Source organism: Denitrobacterium detoxificans, assembly GCF_001643775.1.
GTDB lineage: Bacteria > Actinomycetota > Coriobacteriia > Coriobacteriales > Eggerthellaceae > Denitrobacterium > Denitrobacterium detoxificans.
The window spans coordinates 2143613-2168287 of sequence record NZ_CP011402.1; the positions used below are offsets into that span (position 1 = coordinate 2143613).

A 24675-nucleotide genomic window follows, 5' to 3' on the forward strand; every position below is an offset into this window, starting at 1 on the left:
GGGTGATAGCAATCCCCCACCCAATTCAAAAACAGGCGAAGACCCCAGCGGGCGCACGGAAGTACATTGTGCGCAGCAAGGGCGCCGCATCGCAGCATGCGAACGCAGCGGCGCTGAACATCGCATCATTGGAGGGATGATAGGTATGGGACAGTCGTTTAGCAGACGAGATCTATTCAAGCTGGGAGGCGTAGCCGCGGCAAGCGTGGCAGGCGCATCGGCTCTGGCCGGATGCGGAGCCAAGAGCGCCGAGGCGAAGGGGTACGGCGGCGCCACCACCACGGGAACCACCACCGAAGCGGGTCACTTCCGCGATGGTCTGCCCGGATTCCTGGCCAATAAGCCCGAACCGATTACCAAGATTGCCGAAGAGCGCGATTACGACGTCGTGGTCATTGGCGCCGGCAGCCCCGGCGTTCCCTGCGCCCTGGCGGCGTTGGAAGCAGGCGCAAGCGTAGCCCTACTACAGAAGGAAGCCGAAGCATCCGCTCATGGTAACTCCGGCTCGGGCATCGACCTGGAAAACAGCGACCCGTCTCATGTTGCCCACCTCATCGGCCAGCTCATGACCGACAGCCAGCATCGCCCCAACCGCGCCCTCATCGAAATGTGGGCCCAGAATAGCGGCGAGGCCGTGAAGTGGGTCATCGAGAAATCCGCAGCCGGCGGCGCGCAGGTCATCGACCAGGGCAACGCGCAGCACATGCCCCTCATCAAGAAGTTCGGCTACAACATGTCCTTCGTCACCTCGTTCTTCGGCCCCAAGCCCTACTGCGTGGGCGACGGCATGAAGGCCATGTGCAAGCAGGCCGAAAGCGAGGGCGTGGAAATCTTCTACAGCACGCCCGCAAAGCAGCTGGTCACCGACAAGGATGGCCGCGTCACCGGCGTCATCGCCCTTATGCCCGACCACACCTACGTGAAGTTCAACGCCCGCACCGGCGTGGTCGTTGCCAGCGGCGACTACCAGAACGACGAGGAGATGTTGAAGTATTACCTGCCCGACCTGCAGTATCTGGACCAGAAACAGCACGGCCGCACGGGCGACGGCCACAAGATGGTGGTATGGGCCGGTGGATGCATCGAAGACTTCGGCCACACCAAAATGCTCCACGACTTCGACGCGGGCCCCGCTTCCATGTGTGACATGCCCTTCCTGCGCATGAAGATGGATGGCGAGCGCTTCTGCCGCGAAGACACCGAGATGTCGCTCATGAACTGCTACCTTCGCAGCGAGAAGGACCGCGGCAACTACATCGAGGTCTTCGACTCCGCCTACATGGAAAAGGCCGCCGCCTTCCCCGGCAAGCTGGTAGACCCCGAGGGCCTGCGCGTGTACATGCCCGAAGAGGACGTCGAGCGCAAGGCGGTCATCCCCACGATGATCGGTACCTACAAAGCCGACACGCTGGACGAGCTGGCCGAGAAACTGGGCGTCACCGACGTTTCCAACTTCAAAAAGACCATCGCCCGCTTCAACGAGCTGTGCGCAAACGGAGCCGACGTGGACTTCGGCCTGAAGCCCGACTACCTGAAGACCATCGACACCCCGCCCTACTACGGCATTCATCGCCACGTGCGCATGAGCGCCCTGTGCTCCGGCGTGAAGGTGAACGATGACCTGCAGTGCGTTACGCCCGAAGGCGAGGCCATCCCCGGCCTGTACGCCATCGGCAACGTAGCGGGCGGCTTCTATGGCGGCATCGATTATCCGCTCACCGTTTTTGGCCTGAACCTGGGCCACAACTACACCCAGGGCTACGTGCTGGGCAAGCGCCTAGGCGCCATGTAGCCAATCCCGGTCGCGTACGCCCCACGCGACGTATCTTACGCAATTCCGCGCTGCGCACGGACCCCCTCCCCGTGCGCAGCAGGTTCCAAGAAACGAACCCGCATTGGTCTGCAGCCCAATGCGGGTTCTTCCCATTCCGGGCATGAAAAACGCCGCCCGTAGGCGGCGCAACAAGCAGGAGGGGTGCTATTCGGAAAGCAGATTGTCGACGAGCTTGACAATACGCTGGTAGGCAACCGGGCGATCGAACTGCTCTTCGGCAATGCGGCGGGCAGCAGCGCCCATACGGGCACGCACCTGAGGACGTTCTTGCAGCTCGAGAATGGCGGCAGCCAGAGCATCGGGGTCTTCCGAAGCAATATTCACGCCAAAGCCGTCGTTAGTGACCTTGCGCGTAAACTCCTCGTTCGCCAGCGTATTGATCATGGGCTTGCCCGCAGCCAGATAATCGCCAATCTTCGAAACGATGCTCTGCGGGGCCTTCTTCACGAAGGAGTTCACCAGCACGTCGGAGGCCTGCAGGTACGCAGCCATCTCCTCATGGGGGCGATACCCCAAAAACGTGCAGTTGCAGCCAAGTTGCGCGGCAAGTTGGCGCAGTTCGGGGGCAAGCGGGCCGTCGCCCAGAATGACCATGCGCACGTCGGCATGCCCGCAGCGCTTCAAATGATCGGCAGCAAGCACCATGGTGCGAATGTCGTAGCTAGTGCCAATGGTGCCCGCGTAGGTAACCCAGAACTCGTCTTCGGGCTTACGCACCAAGGATGCATGTGCGGCAGCCTCGGCATCGAAGGCAGACACATCGTTGCCCACATACACGGTGATGTGCGGAATGACGTGATTCATATACTTGCTGGGACGCAGCGCGTACTCTTCCGAAGTACCGATGGCGGCGGTGGTGCGCGCGTAGACTGCTTCGGCATCGCGCTTGAATCCGCGGAACAAGAGCGGGCTGAGCAAGGGCACGTCGAACACCATGCGCATGGCTTCGGGCCACAGGTCGTTCACGTCAACCACGAAGGGAATGCCCGCTTCTTCAGCGTATTTTGCGCACACCAGGGCCATATCGTTCGGCGGAACCTTTGCCAGAACCAGGCCATAGTCGTTGTGGCGCTTGAAGTATTCGGCCAGACGACGCGAGACGATCGTATGATTGCGCACGCGGCTGGGCGTTACGTTCTTGGAATAATTGGGCGCATCGATAAAGACGACGCGATACCCATGCGTTTGGTACGCAGGGTCGGCCGTATTGCGCTGAGCCTTATCCCAGTGCTGGAACGAGCTGGTAATAAGATCGACCTCGTAACCCGCATCTGCAAGCATGCCGGCGATGAACGCCGTGCGGTCGAGGCCTTGCGTTTCGCCGGGCAGACGCACATCCATGGTAACCAGCGCAATCTTGCGATTGACTCGTTCCATTACCATGTACCTCTCCCTTCGGCGGCTCGATTCAATAGTGAACCGATTCTAACATGCCCGAATTAGAGGCCGCGTTACGCCTACGTTACGGCACAAAGGCAACAAGTCGCGAATACGCAAAAGGGCCGCCCGCATACGCGGACGACCCAGGCAAGCTTGACTATGCGAAGCGAGAAACTACAGGTTCATACCACCGTAAATGAGATCGGAAAGATCGCTTGCGGTGAGAGCGGGATACTCGATATCCCAATCGCCCAGGTTGTTTTCAACGTCGATGTCGAGCGTGCGGGTAACCACGGGCGTGCTGTCCATGGACTGCAGCATGAGAGCGCCAATGGCCTGATACGCGCTGTCCATATCGGAGAACGAAGAGTAGTCGAGGTTATTGACGGACGTCTGGAAGTCGGTCATGAAGTAATCGAAGTCACGCGTGGTGATGCTGCACGTAACGGTACCTTCGCCGTCCTCAACCGTAGCGCTCGTGGCGGTGCCGCTCAGGTCGCCCACGAGCCACTTGGCAAACTGATTGGGGTCAACGCCAATCTGGGAAAGGCCGAAGCCCGTGCTGGAGCTGAAGGAGCTATCGATTTCGCTAGCCAAGGTGGAAATCTCGCTGTCGGAGAACGTCAGGTTGGTATCCAGATAGCTCTGCACGGAAGCCATGGCAGCAGCCTCGTCGTCGGAAGACGGCGTCGAAGGCGTTGCGGGCGTATTGATGCTGGAGCCACCGTTGCTATTGAGCAGGCTGGGATCGGCAGAAGAGACCATAGCCAAGATGGTAGCCGAGAAGATGGTAGCCGAGAAGATGATAGCGATTACGATCCACAGGACAGAAATGACCAGACCAACGATACCGCAGGTCTTGCCCGTCTTGGCGCGGGACTCCTGCGTCTCGCGATAGGCGCTGGAACCGATGGCGATCGCCACGATGCCCAGGATGAGGCCCACGATGGGCATGAAAAGCGCGAAGATGATGGACAGGATACCGCGGACGAACGCACCCGTTACCTTGCCATTGGAAGGCTGGGAAGCAGGAGCGGTGCCAGGCTGCGTGTAGCCCGCGGGAGGAACCGTGCCGGTCACGGGCTGCGTAGGAGCCGCAACAGGCTGAGTGGGGGCCACGGCAGGCTGAGCGGGAGCAGCAGGCTGCGCCACGGTAGGCTGGGCGGCGTCAGCACCAGAGAGTTCACTGCCGCACGAAGTGCAGAACTTCGTTCCTTCCAGCTGTGAAGCACCGCATTTCGGACAAATCATATTCATACCCCTTTCGAGGGACGGCACCTGCCCTCCCCATAGACGAAACGGCTCAATACTACCACACTAGCCGTACGAGTAAACACGCGAACCATTAGGTTACATTAATCTATGAACAATAGTTCCCGCTGGGAACGATATTACTCCCACTACGTACATAGCAAAAGGTCACGGCACGAAAAAGGGCGCCGCCTTTCGACGACGCCCGAGCAAGCACAGAGAGTACGCGATTACTTCTGCACGCGAATGACCGTAGGTTCCTGACCGCTCACAAGCACGCCGTCGAGCGCGCGAATATCCTGGATCGCCGCTCGAATATCGCGCTCCTGCGCGGTATGCGTGATGTACACCAAGTCGACGCCGGAAACGTTCTCGTTGCTGCCACGCTGGATAACCGAGTACACGCTCACATCGTGGTCGGAGAACACGCGCGCCGTGGACGCGAGCACGCCGCGACGGTCTTCCACCACGAAGCGAATGTAATAGCGCGTGGTGAGCTCTTCCATGGGCACCAGGGAAAGCCCGTCGTTGCCGGGAATGACCTGGTTGGTGCAGCCCTGCTGCACGTGGCGCGCCACTTCCAGCACGTCACCCATAACGGCGCTAGCCGCAGCGCCCGCGCCCGCACCTTCGCCGAAGAACATCGTCTCCCCCACGGCGTCGCCCACGACGTAGATGGCGTTGAAGACGCCGTTTACCGTGGCCAGCGGATGCGACAGCGGCACCATGGTGGGGTGCACGCGCACGTCGATGCCAGCGTCGGTGCGATTGCCAATGGCCAGCAGCTTCACGCAGTAACCCATTTCCTTGGCAGCGGCAAGGTCGGTGGGCATGATGTTTCGAATGCCCTCGGTATACACATCGTCCAAGTTCACGGGCGTATTGAACGCAATAGTGGAAAGGATGGCAATCTTCGCCGCAGCGTCGAACCCGTCGACGTCGGCCGTGGGATCGGCCTCGGCGAAGCCCTTCTCCTGCGCCTCGGCAAGCGCATCATCGTACGTGGCGCCCGTTTCGCTCATGCGCGTGAGCATGTAGTTCGTGGTGCCATTCACGATGCCCAGCACGCTGGAAACGCCATTGGCATGCAGGCCGTGCGTAAGGGGGCCAATGATGGGGATGCCGCCACCAACGCTCGCCTCGAACGCAACCTCCAGGCCCTTTTCGCGCGCAAGCTCGAGGATTTCGCTGCCATGGGTGGCCATGAGCGCCTTGTTGGCGGTAACTACGTTCTTGCCCGCACGCAGCACACCCATAACCAGGTCGTAGGCAGCGGTGGTGCCGCCAATAAGCTCGATGACGATATCGACTTCCGGATCGTTGATGACGTCGTTGAAATCGGTCGTGAACAGATCTTCCACGCCATGGGCAGCAGCGGTTTCGGAATTGCGCGAGCACACGCGCACCAGCTCGACGTCGATGCCGTTCAGACGCTTGAAATCGTCACGATGGGCAGACAGGATATCCAGGCAGCCGCCGCCGACCGTACCCGTGCCTACCAGACCAAGTTTCACCGTCATGCCAATTCCTTTCCCGCAGTGCTACGCGTACCTGTATATGTTAATCGATGTCGCAAGCCAGAAGGTCGGCGTACGTTTCGCGACGCGTAACCAAGCGCGCCTGGCCATCTTTCACGAAGACCACGCCCGGACGAGGCTGGCCATTGTAGTTGCTGCTCATGCTGCGGCAGTACGCACCCGTGCCGAACACGGCCACGATATCGCCCAGCTCGGGCGTCTGCAGCGAACCATCGAGCACCACGGCGTCGCCGCTCTCGCAATGCTTGCCGCACAGCGTGACGATCTCGGTGCGCGGCTGGTCGGCCTTGTTCGCGATAACGGCCTCGTAATCGGCGTGGTACAGGGCAGTACGCACGTTGTCGCTCATGCCGCCGTCGATCGCCACGTACTTGCGAATGCCGGGCAGCGTCTTCAGAATGCCCACCGTGTACAGCGTGATGCCAGCGGAAGCGGCAATGCTGCGACCGGGTTCGGTAAGGACGCGCGGCTCCTTCACGCCGAACTTCGCGCACTGCTCATGCAGGGCGTCTGCGGTAATCTGCGCAAATTCGCGAATGGTTGCCGGAGCGTCGGTGGCCATGTAGGCGATGCCCACGCCGCCGCCGATATCAAGATCGTCGATTTCGAAGCCATAGCGCTCCTTGATGCGGGCAATGAGCTCCACGCCCACCGCAATGGCCTCGCCAAAGGGCTGCAGCTTGAAGATCTGCGAGCCAATATGCATGTGCAGGCCGCGCAGATGCACGTTTTCGGCCGCAAGCACGTCGCCCACGCAATTGAACGCGAAGTCCTCGCGCATGGTGAAGCCAAACTTGCTGTCTTCCATGCCCGTGCGAATGTATTCGTGCGTATCGGCTTCCACGCCAGGGGTGATGCGCATGTAGACGTCCTGCACCTTGCCCAAGCGAGCGGCGATCTCGTTCACGCGATCCAGCTCGATGCGGCTATCGAGCACGATGCAGCCCACGCCCGCGGAAATGGCCTCTTCCAGTTCCTGGGGCGTCTTGTTGTTGCCATGCACGAACACGCGCTCCATGGGGAAGCCCGCAGCCTGGGCAATGGCAAGCTCGCCACCACCGGAAACGTCAATGTTCGCGCCCTCTTCGGCAACCAGCTTCGCCATGGCGCGATTCAGGAATGCCTTGCTTGCGTAGATAACTTCCGAATTGGGATACGCCGCGGAAAATGCCTCGACGTACTCGCGAATGCGAGAACGCAGGTCTTCCTCGTCGTACACGTACAGGGCCGTACCCTGCTCGCGAGCCAGCTCCACCATGTCGACACCGCCGACGTAGAGATGACCGTCCTTCACGGTGGCGGTGCGCGGAAGCACCGATCCCAGTTCGACGGTGGTACGGTTATCGGCTTTCGCGTCCGCCTTGGGTGCTGGCAACGACATGTAGACCTCCCTTCCGCCCGCGCGTGCGCGCGTACGAAGCAGTTGTTTTGCACTGCATTGTAACAAGTGCACACCCAGAAAAAGAAACGTGGCACTTTACCACACGAAAGTGCCACGGAGACGGAGTATATAGCAGAGGCCCGAATCTACGAGGTAGTGTTTACGTACGTCGACCCCACGATAACCAGGAAGTCGCCTGAAATGCTGTACGAACCATCGTTCTTTTGCGCGGATGCGCTATGTCCAATGGTTTCGGCAATGGCTTTTGCCTGGGAGGCGCGCGACGAATCGTTGTAGAGAACGACCGTGTTCTTGTAGTCGAAGTTATCGGCATTGCCCGTGCTGGAAACCGTATAGCCCGCGCTCGTAAGCGTATTGGCCACTTCCGTTCCCAACCCCGTATAGCCCGAACCGTTCCTTACGACGATGGAGCCATCCTTCGACTCCGCCGCCGCAGAGGCCTCTTCGGCGGCACCATCCCCCGCCGACGACAGTACGATACCCGTTGCGCTATCTATCTCGGAGGATTCCGTAGGCGAAAGGCCCTGGTCCACGCGACTCATCATGGTCTTCCACTCGCTCGTGTTCACCTGCTCGATCCACAGTCCGTCGACGTAAGCCGACGTGGTGGGCATAGTGGCGCTGTAAATATCGGTGGAAGCGTCGAGGCCCCGCATAACCTGGGCAAGCCCCACGATATCGGAAACGGAAAGATCGGTCTGCACGCACTCGGAAAGCGCCGTGACCGTACTGGCAATGGTGGCAGGGTCGGACGCGAGCAGTTTCTTCGCAATAGCCGAGATAACCAGGCGCTGGTTGGCAGAGCGATACTCGTCGCCATTGCCGTACTCATCGTAGGCATGACGGCTGCGCGCCAGGATGAGCGCCTGCTCGCCGTTGAGCGTCTGCAAGCCGGCGTCCAAGTGGCCGCCCGCCATGTCGTCATCGATTTCCATGGGCACGTCGACCTCGATGCCACCCAGGGCATCGACGATTTCAACCACGCCATCCATGTCAACAAGCGCGAAGTGGGAAATGTCCACGTCGGCCAGGTCGGAGATGGTGGAAACGGCCAGTTCGGCGCCACCGTAGGCATAGGCGGCATTCAGCTTATGCTCGCCATACGAGCCCATGCTCACGTAGCTATCGCGCGGCATTGAAATAAGTGTGACCTTCTTGTTCACTGGGTCGATGCGCGCCAAGATGATGGTATCCGTTCGATACGTGCCATCCGTCGTGCTGTCGGTTTCGCGCTGAATGGATTCGTCGGTACCCAGGAGCACCATGTAGAAGGGTTCCTTGGTAAGGTTGGTCTGCACGAGCACGTTATTCAGGCCGCTATCGAGCCCCGCGGAAAGATTACCGTTGATAACGCCAATGTATATCGCGGCGGCAGCACCCACGCAGGTAAGAAGCGCGGCAAGCGCAATGGCCACGCGCTTGATAATGCGATTCCTGCGATGCTTGGGGTTCACCTGGTCGGCATAGCGCGTGTTCCCGCGACGAGAATACCGGGCGTCTACGGTACGCGGCGTTTCGGCGGCATCGCGCGAACGGGCGCCACGCGTACGAGCATGGGAATGGGTCGATTCCTGCGCGTGGCCTACGCGAGTCGAACGGCGAGATTCCGCCTCGGGTTCCTGCGCACCATTGGCCATGCGCTCTTCCAAACGAGCGCGCGCGGCACGCTGGCGATACGATTCGGCGTTGGACCGGCTGTAGCCCCGGGCATCATGAGAAGAAGCGGCACCATGGGCCGCATGAGAGGGGCGTGCTGAATGTCTGCTGCGATGTTGCTCCATACCTTCATTGTGCGGACGAAACAGGCACCTTGCAAGCATCTTTTCGTTAAGAACAGAACTGCGGGGGCGCACGGTTGCAGGCAATCCGCCGCCCCTGCGCGTCCACCACTACTTATGGTATGGCTCGTGGCGAATGATCTTGTACGCACGGTAAATCTGCTCGAGCAGCACCACGCGCGCAAGGTTATGCGGCATGGTAATGGGGCCGAAGCTCATGCGTTCGTTGGCCATCTGGCGCACCGCCGAGCCCACGCCATCACTGCCGCCAATCACGAACACCACGTGCGAGTCGCCCTGAACGGCAAGCTGTTCCAACTTGCCGGCAAGGCCCTCGCTCGACGTCTCCTTCCCGCGGATGTCGAGCAGGATAATGTGAGCGCCCTTTGCCGCCTGCAAGGCAGAAAGCTGCAGGGGCTCTTCCCGCTCGCGCGTGCTGTCGGGAATCTCCTTCACCTCCACCTGAGCATATGCGCCCAAGCGCTTCAGGTACTCCGCGCAGGCATCCTTCCAGAAACGCTCCTTCAGCTTGCCCGTAGCCACGATAGTTACCTTCTGCATGCTCAACCTCCCGCAAATAGAGGGTGCTGCCGCCTAGGCCCCGCAGGGCCCCTGGCGACAGCACCCGCAATTGCTATTCCACGTATGCTTCCGCTTCCACCACGAGCTCGTTCTTGATGGTGCCCACCAAGAACGTAAGAGCGTCGATGACGCGAGGACGAATGTCGCCACCGATGAGCACGTACATAAGCGAGCCGCCAACGGGCACGGAGCCTTCCGCCAGCCACACGCGGGCATAGTAGATGCCCTCGCGCTCGAGCGTCTTCGCGATGGCCTCCTGCACGCCTTCGGCGTTGTACGAGAAATCGACGCGCTCCACAGCGGGAAGGCCCTCTTCCCCACCGCGCACCTGCGCCTTGGGCGTAGCGCGCACCACGCCGTTATGGAAAAGGTACATACCGCACTGGCTGGCCTGCGGGTCCTGCTTGGCCTCGGCAAGCCATGCATCGAGAGAGGGTTCCTGAGACATATTCGTTCCTTTCGTTGCGTTTCGCACGATTATCGGGCAAGGTCGGGGTATTCGGCAACCCAATCGACCTGCATAAGGCGCTCTATCGCCAGTGCATACACTTTAAAGGCCTGCTTCAGATTCGCTTCCGACGCACCCTCGTCGGCGCCATGCATGGGGCCGACCCAGCTGGGATGCTGCGCGCCATGCACGCCCGCGCCGAACGCCACGGCATGCGTGAAGTGGCTGGCATACGTACGACCGCCCACCGTGTAGGGCTCTTGCATGTCGCCCGTGATATCGCGGTATGCGGAAACGAGCGTACGCACGAACGTACCATTCGGGTCCTGGAAGAAGCGCGGCGAAATCTTCGTGGTATGCCAGGTAGCACCCGCGCGCTTGGCAGCGCGCTCGAGCGCAGCCACGACCTCGTCTTCGCTGATAGCTGCAGGGCAACGTATGTCGACGGTTTGCCCAAGCTTGCCTTCGGCCATACGGGTCATGCCACCCACGCAGGTAAGCGCGCCGAACATGTCGTCGGAGCAGGCAAGGCCAATGCCCGAACCATCGGTTACGCCCAACAAGGCATCCATAAACTCGAACCACGAACGCTCGGCTTCCGTGCACGCATTCGAAGCAAGCACGACCTTCGCGAGCTCGTGAATGGCATTCACGCCACCTTCGGGGAACGCAGCATGCACCTGCACGCCGCGTGCAACCAAACGCGTTCCGCCTTCTTCCGTGGGCTCAACCGATACGCGCTCCGTGGCCTGGAAAAGCGACGGGTCGGCATCCAGAACGGCCGTTGCCGCGCCAGCAACGGCGTTATAGGCAAGGCCGCCCTGCAGGGAGCGAACGACGCCATCCTCGATGGGCGCGCTTTCGAAATAGCCCCTCACATGCCCCTTCTCGCCAAAGCACAGCGGAAAGTCCTCGTCGGGGGAAATGGTCACCATGGGTTCCTGGTAGCGAGCAAGGTAGTACTCAAGGTCGCGCATGCCGGTTTCCTCATTCGCGCCCACCAGGAAGCGCAGAGTATACGGGAACGCCGTGCCGCGCTCGCGCAGAAACTTCGCCGCATGTAATGCCACCACGAGCGGCCCCTTGTCGTCCACCGTGCCGCGACCGATGAGGTAGCCAGCCTTGCGCGTCACGTCGAACGGAGGGTAATGCCAGCCGTCGCCCTCGGGCACCACGTCGGAATGGCAAATCACGCCAATCTGACGGTCGCTTTCGCCCGGAATGTCGGCCGTGCCAATGTACCCTTCCAGATTCTGCGAGCGAAAACCCAGTCGCTCGGTAAGGGCAAGCGCCGCTTCCAACCCCTGGGCAGGCCCAGGACCATACGGTGCGCCGCTAGCCGCCTGTTCCATATCTTCCACGCTGCGCACGCGTACGAGCGACGCAAGGTCTTCCACCATGTCATCCCAGTGCTCATCGAGATACGCATCGAGCTCACGTTCGAATTCTTCCGAAACCATCCGTGCTCCTTTCTTTTCGCCCATTATATTCGCGCTACCAAAAACGAAATCCCTGCATGACGCGAAACCCTTGAGCAAACGCCACAAAAGAGAAGGAGATCCTAGGGGAAATAAAAAGCCGTCCCGCGCAGCGGGACGGCCGAAAAGCGATTGTGCAGGTGCGCGTCTTGGCGCCGGCTAGTCGAACTTGCGCAAGTAGCCACTCAGGCGCTTCAAGCCCTCGCGCAGCGTAGCCTCGGGAGCGCAATACCCCAAGCGAGCACCGCGCGGCAGGTCGAACCTGCTGCCCGGAACCAGAAGAACGCCTTCGTCGCGCAATAGATCGAGACAGAACTTCTCATCGTCCTCGGGAATATCGAGCCTGATGTAGCTTACGGACACGCCCTTCGGCGGTACCCAGCTCACGCGCGGTTCGGAATCAATCCACTCCTGCGTAATGGCGCGATTCTTCCTAATGATGGACAGGTTGCGCTCCACGATTGCCTCGCGATTGCGCAATACGTACGTGGCGAGTGCATCGTTGAACACGCCACTGCAGATCATCGTGTAGTCGCGTAGCACGCGCATCCTATCGGCAAGCTCCTTGTTGCTTACCGTCCAGCCGCAACGCGCTGCCGGAACGCTATAGTCCTTGCTCACGCTGTTGGTGCATACGCCCTTGTCGTACAGGTCGACGATGCTCGTGCACGTATCGGCATCCTCCAGCGGGAAGAACACTTCGTCGCACAGCACCCACGCTCCAACGCTGCGAGCGATTTCGACGATTTCCTCCATCACGTCGGTGGTGATGAGGGTACCCAGGGGGTTGCTCGCGTTGTTCACGCAAATGAGCTTCGTGTCAGGGCGCACGAGCTTCTTCAACTCGTCGAGGCGCGGCTGCCAGCCATCCTCTTCGTGAATCTGCCAATGCTCCACTTCGGCGCCAAGCGCTGCGGGCAAATCGTACAGGGGCTGATAGGTAGGATACTCGGCAACCACATGGTCGCCAGGTTCCACCAGAGCCATAATCGCATTCAAGTTGGCGCCCGTACCGCCATTCATCTGAAGGACGTTATCGGGGTCCACATTGCGATAGAGCTTTGCGACTTCCTGCTTGAAATCGGCAGACCCTTCGATCCAGCCATAATTCATCTTCTCGCGATTCAGCTGCTCGTAGAACGTTTCGCCCTGCTTGCCATCGAGCTCGAGGATTTCCGCCATCGTAAGGCTTGCGATAGTGGACTGGGCGATATCCCACGTGGCATCGTGCTCCCAGATATTCAGGTACTCTTCAACACCGATTGTCTTAATGTGCATACGTCCTCCTTATATAGCGGAAGGGAAGGCAACCCGCGCAAGTCGCCTTCCCTTTTCCCAACCCCCTATGAAAGTTCTAATTAGAACACGGGAATGAAGCCAATGGCCGTAAGCGGAATGCTGATGATACCCACGATGCTGATGATAACAGCGCCGATCTTCTCGCCCTGGGTGAATTCCTTGCCAGCTTCCTTACGCGCCTTGGCGTAGAAGAAGAAGCCGGGGATGTAGCCCAGGCAGGCCAGCAGCAGGAACTGCCAACCGGCGAGAACCATGCAGAGGATCTGGAACGCAACGGCGATGAAGCCGAAGACCATGTTCTTGGTGTCGCCCGTTTCCTTGCCCAGCTTCACCTGGTAGGCAGCAGCCAGAGCCCAGGAGATCATGATGGTAACGGTGCACATGCTAATGGCGAACGTGTAAGCGTCGGCAGCAGCGAAGGCGACGATCAGGAAGACCTGCGTGCAGAGGCCAACGATGAGGAGGGCCATCTGAGGAGCGTTCTTCTTGTTCACCTTGTTCCAGGAAGCCGGCAGCAGGTGGTCGTCGCTCATGCCCGAAGAGGTCTCAGCGGGGAGCATGGTGAAGGACAGCCAAGAACCCAGAACGCTGATGATGATGGCGATGGAGATGAACGTACCGCCCCAACCGGGAGCCAGGTACTCGAACACGGTGATGGTTGCGGGGCTTTCGGCAGCGATGAGCTCCTCGTAGGGCATAACGCCATAGGGAAGCACGGAAGCGCCAATGTAGAGCACCAGCAGGACGATCAGACCGATGATGGTGGCCTTGCCCACGTCGGACTTGCGCTCGGCACGCTTGGACATAACCGTAGCGCCCTCGATGCCGATGAATACCCACATCATGGCGATGATGCAGTTGATGATCTGGTTGGTAATGCCGCCCAGTTCAACCTCGCCCTCGCTCAGGGCCATAACGGCCGCGTTGCGCTCAAGCTCGCCCCAGAAGTCGGCGGTGAACACGCCAGCGTTGAAGGCGAAGAGGCAGAACAGGATGAACAGCAGGATGGACACGACCTTGACCACCATGACGATGGCGTTCAGGAACGCAGCGCTCTCCACGCCGTTGATAACCAGGAACGTGATGGCCCACAGGAAGATGGACACGATCACGATGCTCAGGATGCCAGCGGGATCGGTGAGCGTAGCATCGAAGGTCCCCGGGAAGAGGCTTCCCAGAACCTGCACCACCATCGTGGCGAAGCCGATGTTACCCAGCCATGCGGACAGCCAGTAACCCCAGCCGGAAATGAAGCCGGCAAAGGGGCCGAAGCCTTCCGTGGCGTACTGATAGAGGCCGTCGATTTCGGGCTTCTTGGCACCCAGGTTGGCCAGGGACAGAGCCAGGAACAGGAAGCCTGCGCCTGCAAAGACCCAGCCGATGAGCGCGCTACCCGGAGCAGCGGCGCCGGCGAGCTGACCGGTCAGGGCGTAGACGCCAGAACCGATGCAGGAGCTCACCACGAGTCCGATGAGGCCAAAGAGGCCTACACCCTTGATTTTTTCTCCCATGAGAAATCCTCCTTTACATATGCAGACCCGCCAGGGTTCTGCCAGTTTTACGGTCCTGCGTCACGCAAAAGAATCTGTTGCGTCACGCAGAATGCCCTGGCGGTTCAGGAGCCCCCTCCACTTGCGCGCGCGGAGAGGGCGTCCTAACAAAAGTAAGTGTGGCGGCGAAGCCTAACCCCTACAGGTCTTCGCGCCAGGCCGGCATGCTCATGCAGCGCGGGCCACCACGGCCGCGAGACAGCTCGCAGCTGGGGATGACGACCAGTTCAAGACCGTTCTTGTACAGGAAGTCGTTCGTGACGTTGTTGCGCTGGTAGACGCAGATCTTGCCAGGCTCGATGCACAGCGTGTTGCTGCCGTCGTTCCACTGCTCGCGCTCGGCGGCGATGCGATCGCCGGCGCCGCACTGCAGCAGCTGGACGGGCTGGCCCACGTACTTCGTGAGGATGCTCTCGAGGTCGGAGTCGAGGCGCTTTACCTTCACTTCGCCTTCCGCGCCCTTGGTGAGCTCGAAGACCGTGAGCGGGCCCAGGATGCCCGGGTGAATGGTGAACTTGTCGTGGTCGATCTGGGTGAACACCGTGTCCAGATGCATGAACGCGCGGCTGTTCGGGATGTCGAACGCCAGAATGGTGTCGATGCTGGAGCGCTCGTCGTGGAAGATGCCCTGCGCCAGCGTGTCGATGGCGTCGGGCTCGGTGCGCTGGCTGATGCCAATGGCGAGCACGTGGTCGTTGATGTTCAGGATGTCGCCACCCTCGATGTGGAAGGCGTTGTCGCGGCTGTAGTACTGCGGCGTGCCCTTGAAGTCGGGATGGTTGTCGAAGATGTACTTGCCGTACATCGTCTCGCGGTTACGCGTGACGGAGTACATGCGGTGGATGGTAACGCCATTGCCCACCATCGCGAACGGGTCGCGGGTGAAGTACAGGTTGGGCATGGGATCGCACACCATCTTGGTGGGGCTGGAAACCTGGTCGATCAGGCTGTTCGAGCGGTCGACTTCCAGCTCGTCCAGATGAATGCCCTCCATGGTCTTTTCGACCAGGGCCTTCGGATCGGCGTAGTTGGCATCCAGGTACTCGTGGAGCAGCTTGTGCCACTTCGGAGTGTGAATGTCGGCCTCTTCCAGCCACTCTTCGATGAACTGGCTGCGCAGAGCCGCGTTGTCGCGAATAACGTCGGCCATGAGGTCTTCCAGATAGACGACCTCGACGCCATTGTCGCGCAGAGCCTGCGCGAAGGCATCGTGCTCCTGCTGAGCGATTTCCAGGAACGGAATGTCGTCGAACAGCAGACGCTCGAGCGTGTCGGGGGTAAGGTTGAGAAGCTCCTTGCCCGGACGATGGAGAATGACCTTCTTAAGAGGTCCGATCTCGCTCTTGACGTTTACTCCGGTCATGAACGCCCTCCTTTTCTTCTCGCCCCAGGGGCGATGCGTTGAAGATTACGAAACGTGTCCGCAGGTCTCTCACCTCCTACGTACGCGTCTCCACATACTCTACACGCCGCATACCGTTACGCAATTGTGAACGGTTTATTGAGTATGAAAGTCGGTAAGCGGTATCTTTTATGCCGCAAAAGGTACTTGATTTTTGATGATTTTATGATTAGGGGTACTATAGCCGAGTGTAGTGGTTAATTCCCCTCCCTTTTGACCAGGGCATATGCAAAACAATGTATAACGTCGATTTTGTCAAGGGGTTTTTTGATATCCAGTCAATCGGATATTTGCTTGAGAACATGCATAAGACGGCCCTCTTGGGGGCTAAACATGCATTTTTATAAAAGGAACCCCAGATGAATCATTTGCGAAAATGAATACGAGAAAAGCCCTCATTTATGCAATGCGTTTACAAACCGAAAACCATTCGAAGCAATAAAAAAGCTCGCGGCTGGATCCTCCCCGAACCAGCCGCGAGCAACGCCACCCTATTGGGTTGGTGGCAAACCCTCCTAGACAATGAAAAAGAGCCTTGCTCCCTCCAGTGCAAAACCCTCTTTCAGCGTAGAACGCTTAACCCGACGTGGTATTATACCTGCCTTTGCAGAAATTGTGAATATATAAATTCCGTGAGCGGCAAAGGTAATGAGATTACCCTTACGAACTGGGAAAACGCATCGTCGAAACCCCTGAAAATCAAGCGCCGAAACGGCCTTCGCGCGTGTCGTACGCAACACGCAGCGCATACGTTACTCGTGGAAGTACGGAACGTACAGTTCCTCCTCGCTTACGGCCTCTTTGGGATACAAGTAATTAAACAGGCTGATGAAGTACTCGTCGGTCATGCTCGCAATGTAATCGACCACGATGTCATTCGGATCTTGGTCCGCATACACCGGATTGCTGCGCATCATCCACGCATTGATGTGATGGCGGAAGATGTACGAGCTCTCGTCGCCCGCCTTCACGTCTTCCAGGAAACGGTCGTACAGACGGTCCATCATGGGATGCACGATGCCCGTAAGCTTTTCATGCGCTTCCTGAGAAAGGTAGATTTGACGGCTGTTCAGCTCCTTCGCATCGATGATGGCCTGGAACACGTCTTCGTCCATAGCCAGATAGGGCTTCTCGATGCTGTTCTTGATGATGTTGGCCGTGGCATTGTGGATGAACTCGGAATTCGTGGAGCCCAGCACGCTGTCTTTCAGCGGGTATTCCTCGGGCGTAAGCACGCGCACGGTAAGGGCGTCTTGCCTGTCCTTGCCCAGATAGGCCAGGATGTCGCAGATGCGCACCACGCACCCCTCCAGCGTGGAGGGTCGCAGAAGCTGGCTCGCGCCCTTCTGCGTATAGCACGTCTCCATCATGTCATCCAACTGCGCAAACGTATCGCACGGCGCAGGATGGTATTCCGCAAAGGCCTTTTCGCCGCAATGACAGAGCATGCCATTGAGCGCCTGCAGGGAAAGATTGCGGTACGCCACCGTGCGCAGCAAACGCACGCTGTGCACATTATGGTTGAAATAGCGTCCGGGCTTACCCGACGCAGACGTATGACGGTGATACGCATCGGAAAGCGCGTATTCCCCCTCGTGGCCAAACGGAGTATGCCCCATGTCGTGCCCCAGGGCGATGGCCTCGATGAGCGCGATGTTCAGGCGCAGGGCGGCGCCGATCTTGCGCGATATCTGGGAAACCAGCTGCAGGTGAAACGAGCGCCTGGTGAGGTCGTCGTTACGATAGAACGGAAAGACCTGCGTCTTGTCCATGCAGCGGTTGTAGAAAGCGTTGTTCAGCACGCGATCCACGTCGCGCACGAAAGCGGGGCGCACCAAATCGGTGTCTTCGTCTTGCCAATCGGGGCGCTCGAATATGGCCTGGCTATCACGCGTAGCATACGGGGAAAGCAGGGCTTCGCGAGCGGCAAGCCCTTCGCGCACATAGGCGCGCTCATCTTCGGTAAACGTGAATTCGGGATTGCTCGCCACGGCCATTGCGCTCCTGTTCCTTTCCGCCGAAACGCAGCGCATAAAGCGCCCGTTCATTTGCTCTTGCATGCACCTGCATACGGGGCAACGCGCGGCGCGAGGGCATGTAGCCTACAGTGTACGCCTTGTTTCGATGGCGCGGCCAAGCGTTACCTCGTCGGCGAATTCCAGGTCGCCACCAACGGGCAAGCCGCTGGCCAGGCGCGTCACGGTAATGCCCAGCGGGCGAATGAGGCGCGCAAGGTAGCTGGCGGTGGTTTCGCCTTCCACATTGGGATTGGTGGCCAGGATCACCTCGTGCACCTCGCTGCTGGACAGGCGCGCCATGAGCTCGCCGATATGCAGGTCGTCGGGACCAATGCCCTCGAGCGGGGAAAGCGCCCCGCCGAGGACGTGATACAAGCCGGAAAACTCGTGCGTGCGTTCAATAGGCGGAATATCGCGCGGTTCGGAAACCACGCAGATAACGCCCCGGTCACGGTCGGGCGATTCGCATATCTGACAGCAATCGCCCTCCGCGTAGTTGAAGCACGTCTTGCAGAAATGCACCGAATCCTTCACGTTCATAATGGCTTCCGCCAAGCGCTCGGAGGTGGCGCGATCGGAATTCAGAAGCCAGTAGACGATGCGCTGAGCCGACTTCGGGCCAATGCCGGGCAGCCGGGAAAACTCATCGAGCAGCGTCTGTATGGAAGGAGCGGATTGCATGTCTGAGCCTATTGCAGCCTAGAAGCCGGGGATGTTCATGCCGCCGGTAACGCTGTTCAGACGGGCGGAACTGATTTCGGCCATGCCGCGCAGGGCCTCATTCGTGGCAGCCAGAACCATGTCCTGCAGCATTTCCACGTCCTCGGGATCGACGGCTTCGGGGTCGATGGAGATGGACTTGACCATCATTTCGCCCGTGACCACGACCTTCACCATGCCGCCGCCAGCGGTGGCCTCGTGCTCCATGTCCTTGATCTCTTCCTGGGCCTGGGCCAGCTGCGCCTGCATCTTCTGGGCCTGGCGCATCATCTTCTTCATGTCCATGAATGGTCTCCTTTTCGCTTCGCCACGAGGGCGTTGTCTATTCGTCTATCTGCTCGAACACGATGGACGAGCCCATCGTCTCCGAAAGCATTTTACTGAAATCGTCGGCCGTTTCGGGCGCGGCGCCACCTGCCGGGGCAGGCGCAGGAGCCGCCGCAGGCATGGGAGCGGCAACGGGGGCATCGTACGCAGGTGCTTCAGTTGGCACGACGCCTTCGTATGCGTCGAGCGGAACGTCGTCCACCGGGGGCGCGGGAGCCGCAACGGGCGTGGGAGCCGGAGCCGGACGCGGAGGAACGACGGGGGCAGCCGCAGGGCGAGCAGGCTGAGCAGCGGGCGCGGGAGCCGGAGCCGCAGCAGCGGCCTGAACGCACGTAAAGGGAACATCCACGCCAGCTACCTGGACGAAGATGCGCTTGAGCATATCCTGGAACTCGGGTTTCTGAGCACGCGAGAACGCAAATTCGTTGCCCGGCGCAAATTCAATGCGCACGCCCGTATTGCCGGGCTCGGGAGCAACCTTCACCGCGATGAGGAACACGCCATACGCGGGTTTTTCCTTCTTGACCGCCGCCACGACCGAACGCCACATGCGCTGAAGCGCTGCCGGGTTCGACACGACGCTGGCCAGATCACCACCGGCCTGCGTGGGAGACGCCGCCGCGGGAACGGCCGGCGTAGGCTGTGTGTACGGACGGCTCAGCGCAGGCTTGGGAGCAGTGCGAGCCGGAGCTGGCGCGGGCGCAGCAGCCACATTCGCATGGTTACGCGCCTGTTGAGCGCGAGCTGCAGCAGCAGCCGCTGCAGCACGGGCAGCCTCATGACCTGAAAGCGGCTTCGAGGGGGCAGCCTGCGCGGGCGCAGGTGCAGGAGCCGGAGCCACGGGAGCCTGCGAAGCAACCGGAGCGGGTGCAGGTGCAGGAGCCGGGACGGCAACCGGCACGGGTGCGGGAGCCGCAACGGGCGCAGCTACGGGAGCCTGCGCGGGCGCGGCCACGCCAGAGCGCGCGGGCAGGGCGGCAGCACCGCCCTCGAGCGCCTCCACGCGCTCGGCCAGCGAAGCGAGCGTGAGCTCGGCATCGGGACGCACCAGGCGCGTAAGGGCGATTTCGAACAAAAGACGCGGATTCGTGGAGCTGCGCATGTCGGATACCACGTCGCCCAGAACGCCAAGCATGTTGGCCAGGCGATCGCTTCCGAACATTTCCAGCTCGCGGACGATTTCCCGGCGCTCGGCGTCGGTGATGTCGATAGCGGCATCGGCGCCAGCCAGCGACATGACGTACATGTTGCGTACGTGCTGCGCCATATCGCGCACGAATTGCGCCAGGTCGGCACCCGTTTCCATGTACGTGGCCGTCCACGTAAAGCACGCGGCAGCATCGCGCTTGCCAATGGCGTCGATGATTTCGGCCATGTCGGAAGAATCCAGGGAACCCAGCAGATCCTCGGCGCCCTTCACCGTAACCTTGCCCTCGCCAAAGGCGATGAGCTGTTCCAGCGACGTAAGGGCATTGCGCATGCCGCCCTGAGCTCGATGAGCGATCAAGTCGAGTGCGTCGCCCTCGAATTCAACGTCCTCGGCTACGCAAACGGCGCCCAGGCGAGCCACGATTTCGTCATTCGAGATGCGATGGAAATCGAAGCGCTGGCAGCGCGAATGAATGGTTTCGGGGACCTTCTGAGGGTCGGTAGTACACAGTACGAACACCACGTGAGACGGGGGCTCCTCGAGCGTCTTCAGCAGCGCGTTGAACGCGGCCGTGGACAGCATGTGGACCTCGTCGATGATGTAGACCTTCTTGCTTCCGCTGGTGGGAGCATAGTTTACGCGGCCGATGATCTCGTCGCGCACGTTTTCGACGCCCGTACGACTTGCCGCGTCGAGTTCGTATACGTCGGGGTGCGTGCCGTTTGCCACGGCCTGGCATTGCTCGCATGTGCCATCGGGCGTGCTCGTGGGGCCGTTTTCGCACAGCAAGGCCTTTGCGAGCAGGCGCGCCGTGGTGGTCTTGCCCGTGCCACGCGGGCCGCAGAACAGGTACGCGTGGCTGACCTTATCTTGCTCGATGGCATTCTTCAGCGTGCGCTCGATGTGATCCTGACCGACCACATCTTCGAATACCTGCGGGCGATATTTGCGATATAGAGCCTCTGACATGCTATTTCGCTTCCTTCTTCTTCGCGCGGGCGGCAAGTGCGCCCTTCACCGCGCCAATGAGGGCGGGGAGCACCGACACTCCCACGATACCCAGAATGATGACTTCGAAATGCTCCTGCACGAACGGGATGCCACCGAAGAAGTAGCCCACCAGCACGAACAGGCTGACCCAGGCCACGCCGCCAATGGCGTTGAACACCGTGAACTTGCCGAAGTTCATATGGCCCGTGCCCGCCACGAACGGGGCGAACGTGCGGAAGAACGGCATGAAGCGCGTGATGATGATGGTAAGACCGCCATACTTCGCGAAGAAGTGATCGAGCTTCGCCATGCGCTCGGGCGTGAGGGCCTTCACCTCACCCGAGTCGATGATGCGGCTGCCGAAGAAGCGCGCGATCCAGTAGTTCGACGTATTGCCCAGAATGGCCGCCGCGTAGAACACGATGAGCGTGGCGAAGATGTTGAGCCCACCGCCATCGGCCGAGAACACGCCCGCGGCGAACAACAGCGAGTCGCCGGGGAGGAACGGGAACACCACGACGCCCGTTTCCACGAACACGACCAGGAACAGCGGCGTGTACACCAGACCAGGGCCAAGCGTGGCAATCCAGCCAGCAATGATGGTGCGCGGATCATGCAGCAAGTTGACGATGAAGTTAATGAAATCCATGCGAGCCTTTCGCGTCGTTTCGCGTATAGCGCGGGCCAAGCCCGCAGCCCCCTCAGCAAACCGCCGAAGCGGTGGCATATACATGAGTACCCCGAATAGGCATGGGCGCTCGTCAGCGGTCCCTTATGGCTGCTTCCTCCCGGACCTGACCAGGTTCGGAACTTGGCGCCGCCCAAGCCCATTCGAGGTACTTTCGTTCCGCCTATGCTGGCGGATAGCGCCATTCAGTATAGCGGTTTCCCCGTTCATGCGGCAATAACGGACGTGGGAGCAACGAAACGAACATAGGGACGCAACGCACCCCTCCGCGAGCATGCCGTGCCGCTCATTTTGCCTTGTCGCAGGCAATGGGTACAATGTTCGAAAGCCAATCCCACCCGAAAGAACTCCATGTACGCAGATTTTTACGAACGCATATCGAAACCCTACGAGCATCAGGCGGCCAAGCTCGCGCTGTTCGACCGCATACTGGTATACCTCGTGGCCGCAGGATACGTCTTCGTGCTTGGATGGCTGCTCTACACGGGCGATGAGCGCTTCCTGCGGGTGCTTTTGGTATGCGCCATCTCGTTCGCGCTCTGCACGCTCGTGCGCGGCGCCATAAACGCCCCACGCCCCTATCAGATGTATTGGATCCACCCGCTGATCAAGCGCAACGAGAACGGCAAGTCATTCCCCAGCCGCCACGTATTCAGCGCTACGATCATCGCGTGCGCCATGTTCTACCTGAACCCCTTCGCGGGTGTTGCGGCCTTTTTGCTCACGGCCATCATCGCATGGGTACGCGTAGTGGGCGGCGTTCACTTCCCGCGCGACGTGGTGGCAGGCACCATCTTGGGCCTGGCCTGCGGTGCCTTCGGATTCCTCCTCATTCCGTAGCCGAATCCCCAACGGTACGTTTGCGCGGGCCATCGAGCCCAAGCCAGCTGTCTACCCCTGCATCTTACGCAGGGAACCCATGATGTCGGCAATGGAATACAAACTGCCGAACGCGCACACCAGGCCACTGGCCCCGGCAATGTCGCGTGCACACGCCACGCCGCTGGCGATGTCGTCGGCGACGTGCAACTCCACGTCGCCCGCGCAACCCGGTACCTCGTGCGCAATACCCGCAATGGCCTGGGCAAGGTCGTGGGCGGGAAGGGCGCGGGGGTTGGGCGGCTGAATGCACACGAAGGCACTGCCCAGCGGAACAACCTGACGCAGCATGGCGGGATAATCCTTGTCGGCAAGTACGCCCACCAAAAACGTGACCTTGCGACCGGGGAAGACGCTCTTCAACGATTCCACGAGCACGCGTGCGCCCTGTGGATTGTGGCCACCATCCACGATGAACGTAGGCTCGTGGGCAACAATCTCGAAGCGCCCCGGCCAACGCGCGCTAGAAATGCCCTGGCAGATGGCCTCATCGGATACGTTGAAGCCACGCGCACGCAGGGCCAGGCACGCCTCGATAGCAAGCGCCGCATTCTGCGGCTGATACGAACCCAGCAGGCGCGTTGCAAGGTTGGGAAAGCCCGCATACGAAAAGGCACGCACGGGAATGGCATGGCCATCCTGCACGAGCTCTTCCAAGCGCGAATCGGAAAGAGCGGCGGCATTCACCCAGGTGACAGGCGCATCAAACGCGGCCGCGGCCTGCTCGATCACGCGCTTCGCCCCTTCCGCCTGACAAGCGCTCACAACCGTGGCGCCAGGCTTGATGATCCCCGCCTTCTCGCGAGCGATGGCTTCGACGGTGTCTCCCAGCAGATGGGTGTGATCAAGAGCGATGGGAGCAAGCACGCACACCTCAGGATGGGCGAGCACGTTCGTGGAGTCCAGGCGACCTCCCAGGCCAACCTCGATGACCGCGCATTCACATTCCGCCTGCTTGAAGGCGACAAACGCCACTGCCGTCATCAGCTCGAACTCGGTTGGGTGGTCACTCATGGTCTCGGCCACGGCGCGAACCTCCAACGTGGCACGCATAAGGGCCTCGGGCGAAATGTTGCACCCATCGATGCGGATGCGATCGGAAAACTCGATGATATACGGGCTGGTGAACAGCCCCGTACGATACCCGGCCGCCTGCAGCACGCTGGAAATATACGCGCAGGTAGAGCCTTTGCCGTTCGTACCCGCAACATGCACCACGCGCAGGGAATCCTGGGGGTTTCCCAGGCGTTCCATGAGCTGCGTAATACGGTCGAGTCCCATGCGGCTTTCCTGCCAGCGCGGGGTATTGATGTATTCAACCGGGTCGAAACCGGCAAGCGCTTCCTCTACCATGCGCATTCCAATCAGTATTCGTAGCCGAAGGCTATTTCTTCAACAGTTCGCCCAATGTGGCGAAATCCTCTTCAAGCGCAGCCTGCTTCTTCCTGTCGTAGATGGCAGCGGCGGGATGATAGATGGGAAACACCTTGAACCTGCCAATCTGCTGAAGCTGACCGTGCAGCTGCGTAATGCCCACTTGGGTTTTCAAGATGTACTTCGTTGCGAAGTTTCCCAGCGTAACGATAAATTCCGGGTCGATGGCGCGCGTCTGGTCGCGCAGGAACGGCGTGCACTGCTCGATTTCCTCGGCGCGCGGGTTCCGGTTTCCTGGCGGGCGGCACTTCAGCACGTTCGCGATGAACACCTCTTCGCGCGTAAGGCCCGCAATGGCCAACAGCTTGGAAAGCGACTTGCCGGCAGCGCCCACGAACGGCACGCCCTGGGCATCTTCATTCTTGCCCGGAGCCTCGCCGATGATGAGCACGCGCGCATGCGGGTCGCCATCGCCAAAGACCACGTTCGTGCGCCCGTCGGCCAGCGGGCAGGCATGGCACGCCTGCACCTGAGTACGAATTTCCTCGAGCGAAACGCCCTCGTGACGTGCGGAAGAGCTCATTACC

The 24675-nt window shown here is 60.2% G+C and carries 20 protein-coding genes and 1 other RNA gene; 2 read left to right on the plus strand and 19 right to left on the minus strand.

Annotated features, from left to right (window positions below; genetic code table 11):
* Positions 1 to 145 precede the first annotated feature (145 nt).
* Positions 146 to 1792 (plus strand): FAD-dependent oxidoreductase, encoded by a 1647-nt coding sequence (locus tag AAY81_RS08710; RefSeq protein ID WP_066664073.1) that lies wholly within the window; start codon positions 146 to 148, stop codon positions 1790 to 1792.
* Between the two features lie 186 nt (positions 1793 to 1978).
* On the opposite strand, the gene AAY81_RS08715 is transcribed toward AAY81_RS08710, so the two are convergent.
* The 17 genes from AAY81_RS08715 to ffs all read right to left on the minus strand — a co-directional run bounded on the left by AAY81_RS08715 (position 1979) and on the right by ffs (position 21980).
* A complete protein-coding gene (locus tag AAY81_RS08715) occupies positions 1979 to 3211 on the minus strand; it encodes a glycosyltransferase family 4 protein (RefSeq protein WP_066665183.1) in 1233 nt (410 codons plus the stop codon).
* Positions 3212 to 3388: 177 nt separating this feature from the next.
* Positions 3389 to 4465 carry a zinc-ribbon domain-containing protein gene (locus tag AAY81_RS10565; protein WP_066664076.1) on the minus strand — a complete coding sequence of 359 codons (1077 nt, stop codon included), beginning with the start codon at positions 4463 to 4465 and terminating at the stop codon, positions 3389 to 3391.
* A gap of 230 nt (positions 4466 to 4695) precedes the next feature.
* On the minus strand, positions 4696 to 5985 hold the full coding sequence (locus AAY81_RS08725; RefSeq protein WP_066664079.1) for a homoserine dehydrogenase: 1290 nt from the start codon (positions 5983 to 5985) through the stop codon (positions 4696 to 4698).
* Positions 5986 to 6025: 40 nt separating this feature from the next.
* Complete coding sequence (gene lysA, locus AAY81_RS08730; RefSeq protein ID WP_066664082.1) at positions 6026 to 7384, minus strand: diaminopimelate decarboxylase; 1359 nt, start codon at positions 7382 to 7384, stop codon at positions 6026 to 6028.
* A 146-nt stretch (positions 7385 to 7530) separates the two neighbouring features.
* Positions 7531 to 9186, minus strand: coding sequence for an LCP family protein (locus AAY81_RS08735; RefSeq protein WP_240480575.1), 1656 nt, complete (start codon positions 9184 to 9186; stop codon positions 7531 to 7533).
* 108 nt (positions 9187 to 9294) lie between these two features.
* On the minus strand, positions 9295 to 9744 hold the full coding sequence (locus AAY81_RS08740) for a 23S rRNA (pseudouridine(1915)-N(3))-methyltransferase RlmH (protein ID WP_066664084.1): 450 nt from the start codon (positions 9742 to 9744) through the stop codon (positions 9295 to 9297).
* 73 nt (positions 9745 to 9817) lie between these two features.
* Positions 9818 to 10213: a molybdopterin biosynthesis protein gene (locus AAY81_RS08745; RefSeq protein WP_066664086.1), complete on the minus strand. Its 396-nt coding sequence runs from the start codon at positions 10211 to 10213 to the stop codon at positions 9818 to 9820.
* 29 nt (positions 10214 to 10242) lie between these two features.
* Entirely contained in the window at positions 10243 to 11673 is a 1431-nt protein-coding gene (locus AAY81_RS08750; RefSeq protein WP_066664087.1) for a Sapep family Mn(2+)-dependent dipeptidase, read from the minus strand.
* 177 nt (positions 11674 to 11850) lie between these two features.
* Positions 11851 to 12969: an aminotransferase gene (locus AAY81_RS08755; RefSeq protein WP_066664089.1), complete on the minus strand. Its 1119-nt coding sequence runs from the start codon at positions 12967 to 12969 to the stop codon at positions 11851 to 11853.
* Positions 12970 to 13049: 80 nt separating this feature from the next.
* Positions 13050 to 14501 (minus strand): basic amino acid/polyamine antiporter, encoded by a 1452-nt coding sequence (locus tag AAY81_RS08760; protein WP_066664090.1) that lies wholly within the window; start codon positions 14499 to 14501, stop codon positions 13050 to 13052.
* A gap of 178 nt (positions 14502 to 14679) precedes the next feature.
* Positions 14680 to 15903, minus strand: coding sequence for an arginine deiminase (locus tag AAY81_RS08765; protein WP_066664092.1), 1224 nt, complete (start codon positions 15901 to 15903; stop codon positions 14680 to 14682).
* A 791-nt stretch (positions 15904 to 16694) separates the two neighbouring features.
* Positions 16695 to 17939, minus strand: coding sequence for a deoxyguanosinetriphosphate triphosphohydrolase family protein (locus AAY81_RS08770; RefSeq protein WP_066664094.1), 1245 nt, complete (start codon positions 17937 to 17939; stop codon positions 16695 to 16697).
* A gap of 105 nt (positions 17940 to 18044) precedes the next feature.
* The gene (gene recR, locus AAY81_RS08775) at positions 18045 to 18641 is read right to left on the minus strand and encodes a recombination mediator RecR (RefSeq protein ID WP_066664096.1); all 597 of its coding nucleotides are present in this window, start codon (positions 18639 to 18641) and stop codon (positions 18045 to 18047) included.
* An 18-nt stretch (positions 18642 to 18659) separates the two neighbouring features.
* Positions 18660 to 18965, minus strand: a complete 306-nt coding sequence (locus tag AAY81_RS08780; RefSeq protein ID WP_066664099.1) for a YbaB/EbfC family nucleoid-associated protein — start codon at positions 18963 to 18965, stop codon at positions 18660 to 18662.
* Between the two features lie 37 nt (positions 18966 to 19002).
* A complete protein-coding gene (gene dnaX / locus AAY81_RS10805; RefSeq protein WP_066664101.1) occupies positions 19003 to 21126 on the minus strand; it encodes a DNA polymerase III subunit gamma/tau in 2124 nt (707 codons plus the stop codon).
* A gap of 1 nt (position 21127) precedes the next feature.
* Positions 21128 to 21796, minus strand: coding sequence for a VTT domain-containing protein (locus tag AAY81_RS08790; protein WP_066664103.1), 669 nt, complete (start codon positions 21794 to 21796; stop codon positions 21128 to 21130).
* Between the two features lie 90 nt (positions 21797 to 21886).
* Positions 21887 to 21980: signal recognition particle sRNA small type (ffs, locus tag AAY81_RS08795), an RNA gene on the minus strand.
* A gap of 206 nt (positions 21981 to 22186) precedes the next feature.
* Here ffs and AAY81_RS08800 point away from each other — a divergent pair.
* Positions 22187 to 22675 carry a phosphatase PAP2 family protein gene (locus AAY81_RS08800; protein WP_066664105.1) on the plus strand — a complete coding sequence of 163 codons (489 nt, stop codon included), beginning with the start codon at positions 22187 to 22189 and terminating at the stop codon, positions 22673 to 22675.
* Positions 22676 to 22726: 51 nt separating this feature from the next.
* On the opposite strand, the gene AAY81_RS08805 is transcribed toward AAY81_RS08800, so the two are convergent.
* Entirely contained in the window at positions 22727 to 24073 is a 1347-nt protein-coding gene (locus AAY81_RS08805; RefSeq protein ID WP_240480576.1) for a bifunctional folylpolyglutamate synthase/dihydrofolate synthase, read from the minus strand.
* A gap of 25 nt (positions 24074 to 24098) precedes the next feature.
* Complete coding sequence (locus tag AAY81_RS08810; protein WP_066664107.1) at positions 24099 to 24671, minus strand: uracil-DNA glycosylase; 573 nt, start codon at positions 24669 to 24671, stop codon at positions 24099 to 24101.
* Positions 24672 to 24675 lie beyond the last annotated feature (4 nt).

Excerpts from the sequence above, each read along its gene's own strand:
- AAY81_RS08710 (WP_066664073.1), top strand. The coding sequence starts at position 146 with ATGGGACAGTCGTTTAGCAGACGAGATCTATTCAAGCTGGGAGGCGTA.
- recR (WP_066664096.1), bottom strand. The coding sequence starts at position 18,641 with ATGCAATCCGCTCCTTCCATACAGACGCTGCTCGATGAGTTTTCCCGG.
- dnaX (WP_066664101.1), bottom strand. The coding sequence starts at position 21,126 with ATGTCAGAGGCTCTATATCGCAAATATCGCCCGCAGGTATTCGAAGAT.
- AAY81_RS08800 (WP_066664105.1), top strand. The coding sequence starts at position 22,187 with ATGTACGCAGATTTTTACGAACGCATATCGAAACCCTACGAGCATCAG.
- AAY81_RS08780 (WP_066664099.1), bottom strand. The coding sequence starts at position 18,965 with ATGGACATGAAGAAGATGATGCGCCAGGCCCAGAAGATGCAGGCGCAG.
- AAY81_RS10565 (WP_066664076.1), bottom strand. The coding sequence starts at position 4,465 with ATGATTTGTCCGAAATGCGGTGCTTCACAGCTGGAAGGAACGAAGTTC.
- AAY81_RS08725 (WP_066664079.1), bottom strand. The coding sequence starts at position 5,985 with ATGACGGTGAAACTTGGTCTGGTAGGCACGGGTACGGTCGGCGGCGGC.
- AAY81_RS08750 (WP_066664087.1), bottom strand. The coding sequence starts at position 11,673 with ATGGTTTCGGAAGAATTCGAACGTGAGCTCGATGCGTATCTCGATGAG.
- AAY81_RS08735 (WP_240480575.1), bottom strand. The coding sequence starts at position 9,186 with ATGGAGCAACATCGCAGCAGACATTCAGCACGCCCCTCTCATGCGGCC.
- AAY81_RS08810 (WP_066664107.1), bottom strand. The coding sequence starts at position 24,671 with ATGAGCTCTTCCGCACGTCACGAGGGCGTTTCGCTCGAGGAAATTCGT.
- AAY81_RS08765 (WP_066664092.1), bottom strand. The coding sequence starts at position 15,903 with ATGACCGGAGTAAACGTCAAGAGCGAGATCGGACCTCTTAAGAAGGTC.
- AAY81_RS08760 (WP_066664090.1), bottom strand. The coding sequence starts at position 14,501 with ATGGGAGAAAAAATCAAGGGTGTAGGCCTCTTTGGCCTCATCGGACTC.
- AAY81_RS08745 (WP_066664086.1), bottom strand. The coding sequence starts at position 10,213 with ATGTCTCAGGAACCCTCTCTCGATGCATGGCTTGCCGAGGCCAAGCAG.
- AAY81_RS08755 (WP_066664089.1), bottom strand. The coding sequence starts at position 12,969 with ATGCACATTAAGACAATCGGTGTTGAAGAGTACCTGAATATCTGGGAG.
- AAY81_RS08715 (WP_066665183.1), bottom strand. The coding sequence starts at position 3,211 with ATGGAACGAGTCAATCGCAAGATTGCGCTGGTTACCATGGATGTGCGT.
- AAY81_RS08805 (WP_240480576.1), bottom strand. The coding sequence starts at position 24,073 with ATGCGCATGGTAGAGGAAGCGCTTGCCGGTTTCGACCCGGTTGAATAC.
- AAY81_RS08740 (WP_066664084.1), bottom strand. The coding sequence starts at position 9,744 with ATGCAGAAGGTAACTATCGTGGCTACGGGCAAGCTGAAGGAGCGTTTC.
- lysA (WP_066664082.1), bottom strand. The coding sequence starts at position 7,384 with ATGTCGTTGCCAGCACCCAAGGCGGACGCGAAAGCCGATAACCGTACC.
- AAY81_RS08770 (WP_066664094.1), bottom strand. The coding sequence starts at position 17,939 with ATGGCCGTGGCGAGCAATCCCGAATTCACGTTTACCGAAGATGAGCGC.
- AAY81_RS08790 (WP_066664103.1), bottom strand. The coding sequence starts at position 21,796 with ATGGATTTCATTAACTTCATCGTCAACTTGCTGCATGATCCGCGCACC.